This window comes from Pseudarthrobacter sp. CCNWLW207 (assembly GCF_037203945.1).
Lineage (GTDB): Bacteria > Actinomycetota > Actinomycetes > Actinomycetales > Micrococcaceae > Arthrobacter.
On sequence record NZ_JBBCBS010000026.1, the window covers coordinates 1 to 5,693 of the forward strand.

The following is a 5,693-nucleotide window of genomic DNA, read 5'->3' on the forward strand; positions in this document are numbered from 1 at the left end:
TGTGTCTGTTGTTTGAGAACTCAATAGTGTGCCAAGTTTGTTGATACCAATTGTTTTTTGATTGGTTGTTTTGGCCAGATCGTGCCGCCCCTGTGGTGTGGTTTGGTTTTTACAGCTGGTTTCAAATTTTGCAGTGTGGTTGCCGCGTTTTCCCGTGGTGGCTGTGTTGTGTTCGTTTTTGTTTTACTTCAACGGAGAGTTTGATCCTGGCTCAGGATGAACGCTGGCGGCGTGCTTAACACATGCAAGTCGAACGATGATGCCAGCTTGCTGGTGGATTAGTGGCGAACGGGTGAGTAACACGTGAGTAACCTGCCCTTAACTCTGGGATAAGCCTGGGAAACTGGGTCTAATACCGGATATGACTCCTCATCGCATGGTGGGGGGTGGAAAGCTTTTTGTGGTTTTGGATGGACTCGCGGCCTATCAGCTTGTTGGTGAGGTAATGGCTCACCAAGGCGACGACGGGTAGCCGGCCTGAGAGGGTGACCGGCCACACTGGGACTGAGACACGGCCCAGACTCCTACGGGAGGCAGCAGTGGGGAATATTGCACAATGGGCGCAAGCCTGATGCAGCGACGCCGCGTGAGGGATGACGGCCTTCGGGTTGTAAACCTCTTTCAGTAGGGAAGAAGCGAAAGTGACGGTACCTGCAGAAGAAGCGCCGGCTAACTACGTGCCAGCAGCCGCGGTAATACGTAGGGCGCAAGCGTTATCCGGAATTATTGGGCGTAAAGAGCTCGTAGGCGGTTTGTCGCGTCTGCCGTGAAAGTCCGGGGCTCAACTCCGGATCTGCGGTGGGTACGGGCAGACTAGAGTGATGTAGGGGAGACTGGAATTCCTGGTGTAGCGGTGAAATGCGCAGATATCAGGAGGAACACCGATGGCGAAGGCAGGTCTCTGGGCATTAACTGACGCTGAGGAGCGAAAGCATGGGGAGCGAACAGGATTAGATACCCTGGTAGTCCATGCCGTAAACGTTGGGCACTAGGTGTGGGGGACATTCCACGTTTTCCGCGCCGTAGCTAACGCATTAAGTGCCCCGCCTGGGGAGTACGGCCGCAAGGCTAAAACTCAAAGGAATTGACGGGGGCCCGCACAAGCGGCGGAGCATGCGGATTAATTCGATGCAACGCGAAGAACCTTACCAAGGCTTGACATGGACCGGACCGCCGCAGAAATGTGGTTTCCCCTTTGGGGCCGGTTCACAGGTGGTGCATGGTTGTCGTCAGCTCGTGTCGTGAGATGTTGGGTTAAGTCCCGCAACGAGCGCAACCCTCGTTCTATGTTGCCAGCGCGTTATGGCGGGGACTCATAGGAGACTGCCGGGGTCAACTCGGAGGAAGGTGGGGACGACGTCAAATCATCATGCCCCTTATGTCTTGGGCTTCACGCATGCTACAATGGCCGGTACAAAGGGTTGCGATACTGTGAGGTGGAGCTAATCCCAAAAAGCCGGTCTCAGTTCGGATTGGGGTCTGCAACTCGACCCCATGAAGTCGGAGTCGCTAGTAATCGCAGATCAGCAACGCTGCGGTGAATACGTTCCCGGGCCTTGTACACACCGCCCGTCAAGTCACGAAAGTTGGTAACACCCGAAGCCGGTGGCCTAACCCCTTGTGGGAGGGAGCTGTCGAAGGTGGGACTGGCGATTGGGACTAAGTCGTAACAAGGTAGCCGTACCGGAAGGTGCGGCTGGATCACCTCCTTTCTAAGGAGCACCTACAGATCATTGCCGCGTGTATGCGTTGGTGGGGGTTTGTCAGGAGTATATGCCCGTTGCGCAGACGCTAGTTCTGCGGCGGGTGCTCAAGGGTGGAATATCAACGGATAGCGGCTGCCTGGTTTTTGTCCTGGTCTAGTACGGATGTCTCCCTTTGCGGGGGTGTTTTGGAACGTCGGGGCGGGGGTTGGGTGGTTTAGTGTTTGGCACACTGTTGGGTCCTGAGGCAACAGGGACCGGAGGGATTGGTTTTTTTCCGGTGTTTGTTTGTTTCTGGTTTCCTGGCTGCACCGATCGCACGGTTGACTCTTTTGGGGGTTGTGTGTGGGGTGTGTGGTACGGGGTTGTTGTTTGAGAACTACATAGTGGACGCGAGCATCTTTTATAAGAAGCAATTTCCAAGAATATGAACCTGGATCTGTCCGGGTGCTGGTGCTGTGGCCTTTCGGGGTTGTGGTGGTGGTGCCTGGGTGGTTTTCATGGTTCTCTCGTGAATTACTCCTTGATCTTTTGTGGTCAAGTTTTTAAGAGCACACGGTGGATGCCTTGGCATTAGGAGCCGAAGAAGGACGTAGGAATCTGCGATAAGCCTGGGGGAGTCGATAACCGGACTGTGATCCCAGGGTGTCCGAATGGGGAAACCCCGCCAGGGGCGCGAGTTGCCTGGTGACCCGCATCTGAACACATAGGGTGCGTGGAGGGAACGCGGGGAAGTGAAACATCTCAGTACCCGCAGGAAGAGAAAACAATAGTGATTCCGTCAGTAGTGGCGAGCGAACGCGGATCAGGCTAAACCGTTCCATGTGTGATAGCCGGCGGGCGTTGCATGGTCGGGGTTGTGGGACTTTCCGTACTGTCTCTGCCGGGACAGTGGGGTGTGATGTGCTGGCATAGGTGAACGGTCTTGAAAGGCCGGCCGTAGAGGGTGTGAGCCCCGTAACCGAAATGTTTAGTACCGCCTGGAGAGTATCCCAAGTAGCACGGGGCCCGAGAAATCCCGTGTGAATCTGTCAGGACCACCTGATAAGCCTAAATACTCCCTAATGACCGATAGCGGACCAGTACCGTGAGGGAAAGGTGAAAAGTACCCCGGGAGGGGAGTGAAACAGTACCTGAAACCGTGTGCTTACAATCCGTCGGAGCAGCCTTGTAGCTGTGACGGCGTGCCTTTTGAAGAATGAGCCTGCGAGTTAGTGTTACGTCGCGAGGTTAACCCGTGTGGGGAAGCCGTAGCGAAAGCGAGTCTGAATAGGGCGTTGCAGTGGCGTGATCTAGACCCGAAGCGAAGTGATCTACCCATGGCCAGGTTGAAGCGACGGTAAGACGTCGTGGAGGACCGAACCCACTTCAGTTGAAAATGGAGGGGATGAGCTGTGGGTAGGGGTGAAAGGCCAATCAAACTTCGTGATAGCTGGTTCTCCCCGAAATGCATTTAGGTGCAGCGTTGCGTGTTTCTTACCGGAGGTAGAGCTACTGGATGGCTAATGGGCCCTACAAGGTTACTGACGTCAGCCAAACTCCGAATGCCGGTAAGTGAGAGCGCAGCAGTGAGACTGTGGGGGATAAGCTTCATAGTCGAGAGGGAAACAGCCCAGACCACCAACTAAGGCCCCTAAGCGTGTGCTAAGTGGGAAAGGATGTGGAGTTGCGAAGACAACCAGGAGGTTGGCTTAGAAGCAGCCATCCTTAAAAGAGTGCGTAATAGCTCACTGGTCAAGTGATTCCGCGCCGACAATGTAGCGGGGCTCAAGTACACCGCCGAAGTTGTGGCATTCAGATATTAGCTAAGCCCTTGTGGTTCAGGCGTCTGGATGGGTAGGGGAGCGTCGTGTGGGCAGTGAAGTCGCGGTGTAAACCAGCGGTGGAGCCTACACGAGTGAGAATGCAGGCATGAGTAGCGAAAGACGGGTGAGAAACCCGTCCGCCGAATGATCAAGGGTTCCAGGGTCAAGCTAATCTGCCCTGGGTAAGTCGGGACCTAAGGCGAGGCCGACAGGCGTAGTCGATGGACAACGGGTTGATATTCCCGTACCGGCGAAAAACCGCCCATGCTGAACAGGGGATACTAACTGCCCGAGACCTGCCCGATCGCCCTTGTGGTGTGAGGGTTTTGGTGGAGCGCAGGACCTGATCCTGGGAGGCAAGCGTATTAACAGGTGTGACGCAGGAAGGTAGCCAAGCCGGGCGATGGTTGTCCCGGTCTAAGGATGTAGGGCGAACGGTAGGCAAATCCGCTGTTCATGATGCCTGAGATCTGATGGGACCCCCGTTTGGGGGGATTTGGTGATCCTATGCTGCCGAGAAAAGCATCGACGCGAGGTTTTAGCCGCCCGTACCCCAAACCGACACAGGTGATCAGGTAGAGAATACTAAGGCGATCGAGAGAATTATGGTTAAGGAACTCGGCAAAATGCCCCCGTAACTTCGGGAGAAGGGGGGCCCCAACCTTGATGGACACTTGCTGTCCGGAGGGGATCGGGGCCGCAGAGACCAGGGGGAAGCGACTGTTTACTAAAAACACAGGTCCGTGCGAAGTCGCAAGACGATGTATACGGACTGACTCCTGCCCGGTGCTGGAAGGTTAAGAGGACCGGTTAGCCGCAAGGCGAAGCTGAGAATTTAAGCCCCAGTAAACGGCGGTGGTAACTATAACCATCCTAAGGTAGCGAAATTCCTTGTCGGGTAAGTTCCGACCTGCACGAATGGAGTAACGACTTCCCCGCTGTCTCAACCATAAACTCGGCGAAATTGCAGTACGAGTAAAGATGCTCGTTACGCGCAGCAGGACGGAAAGACCCCGAGACCTTTACTATAGTTTGGTATTGGTGTTCGGAGTGGCTTGTGTAGGATAGGTGGGAGACGTTGAAACCCGGACGCCAGTTCGGGTGGAGTCATCGTTGAAATACCACTCTGGTCACTTTGGACATCTAACTTCGGCCCGTAATCCGGGTCAGGGACAGTGCCTGATGGGTAGTTTAACTGGGGCGGTTGCCTCCTAAAAAGTAACGGAGGCGCCCAAAGGTTCCCTCAGCCTGGTTGGCAATCAGGTGTCGAGTGTAAGTGCACAAGGGAGCTTGACTGTGAGAGAGACATCTCGAGCAGGGACGAAAGTCGGGACTAGTGATCCGGCGGTACATTGTGGAATGGCCGTCGCTCAACGGATAAAAGGTACCTCGGGGATAACAGGCTGATCTTGCCCAAGAGTCCATATCGACGGCATGGTTTGGCACCTCGATGTCGGCTCGTCGCATCCTGGGGCTGGAGTAGGTCCCAAGGGTTGGGCTGTTCGCCCATTAAAGCGGTACGCGAGCTGGGTTTAGAACGTCGTGAGACAGTTCGGTCCCTATCCGCTGCGCGCGCAGGAAATTTGAGAAGGGCTGTCCTTAGTACGAGAGGACCGGGACGGACGAACCTCTGGTGTGTCAGTTGTACTGCCAAGTGCACCGCTGATTAGCTACGTTCGGATGGGATAACCGCTGAAAGCATCTAAGCGGGAAGCTCGCTTCGAGATGAGATTTCCATACACCTTGTGTGTGAGAGGCCCCCAGCCAGACCACTGGGTTGATAGGCCGGATGTGGAAGCGAGGACTAACGACTCGTGAAGCTGACCGGTACTAATAGGCCGATAACTTACACCACACACCCCTTCCGTGAACGGCATTCAAAAGACGTTCACACCAGGAAAGGGTAAAAAGAAACAAGACTGCTTGCGTCCACTATGTGGTTCCCAAACAACAAACCCGTTGCTTGAGAACACAACTGAATAACAACACCACAGTTCCCTAACAGGAACAGTTGTAACCAGACTTCCCACCCCCCGGCACACACCGGGCAGGGTCGGGTAACAGGGTTACGGCGGTCATAGCGTGGGGGAAACGCCCGGTCCCATTCCGAACCCGGAAGCTAAGACCCACAGCGCCGATGGTACTGCACCCGGGAGGGTGTGGGAGAGTAGGTCACCGCCGGACA

Annotated in this window: 3 rRNA genes; all 3 read left to right on the plus strand. The window is 55.1% G+C overall.

The window, feature by feature from the left end:
- Nucleotides 1–188 precede the first annotated feature (188 nt).
- The 3 genes from V9L17_RS21105 (at nucleotide 189) to rrf (ending at nucleotide 5,692) form a co-directional block, all read left to right on the plus strand.
- Nucleotides 189–1,712: ribosomal RNA gene (locus tag V9L17_RS21105) — 16S ribosomal RNA — on the plus strand.
- A 526-nt stretch (nucleotides 1,713–2,238) separates the two neighbouring features.
- Nucleotides 2,239–5,363: ribosomal RNA gene (locus V9L17_RS21110) — 23S ribosomal RNA — on the plus strand.
- Nucleotides 5,364–5,575: 212 nt separating this feature from the next.
- Nucleotides 5,576–5,692, plus strand: a 5S ribosomal RNA gene (gene rrf, locus V9L17_RS21115).
- The 16S, 23S and 5S rRNA genes sit together here, the layout of an rRNA operon.
- The last annotated feature ends 1 nt before the right edge of the window (nucleotide 5,693 follow it).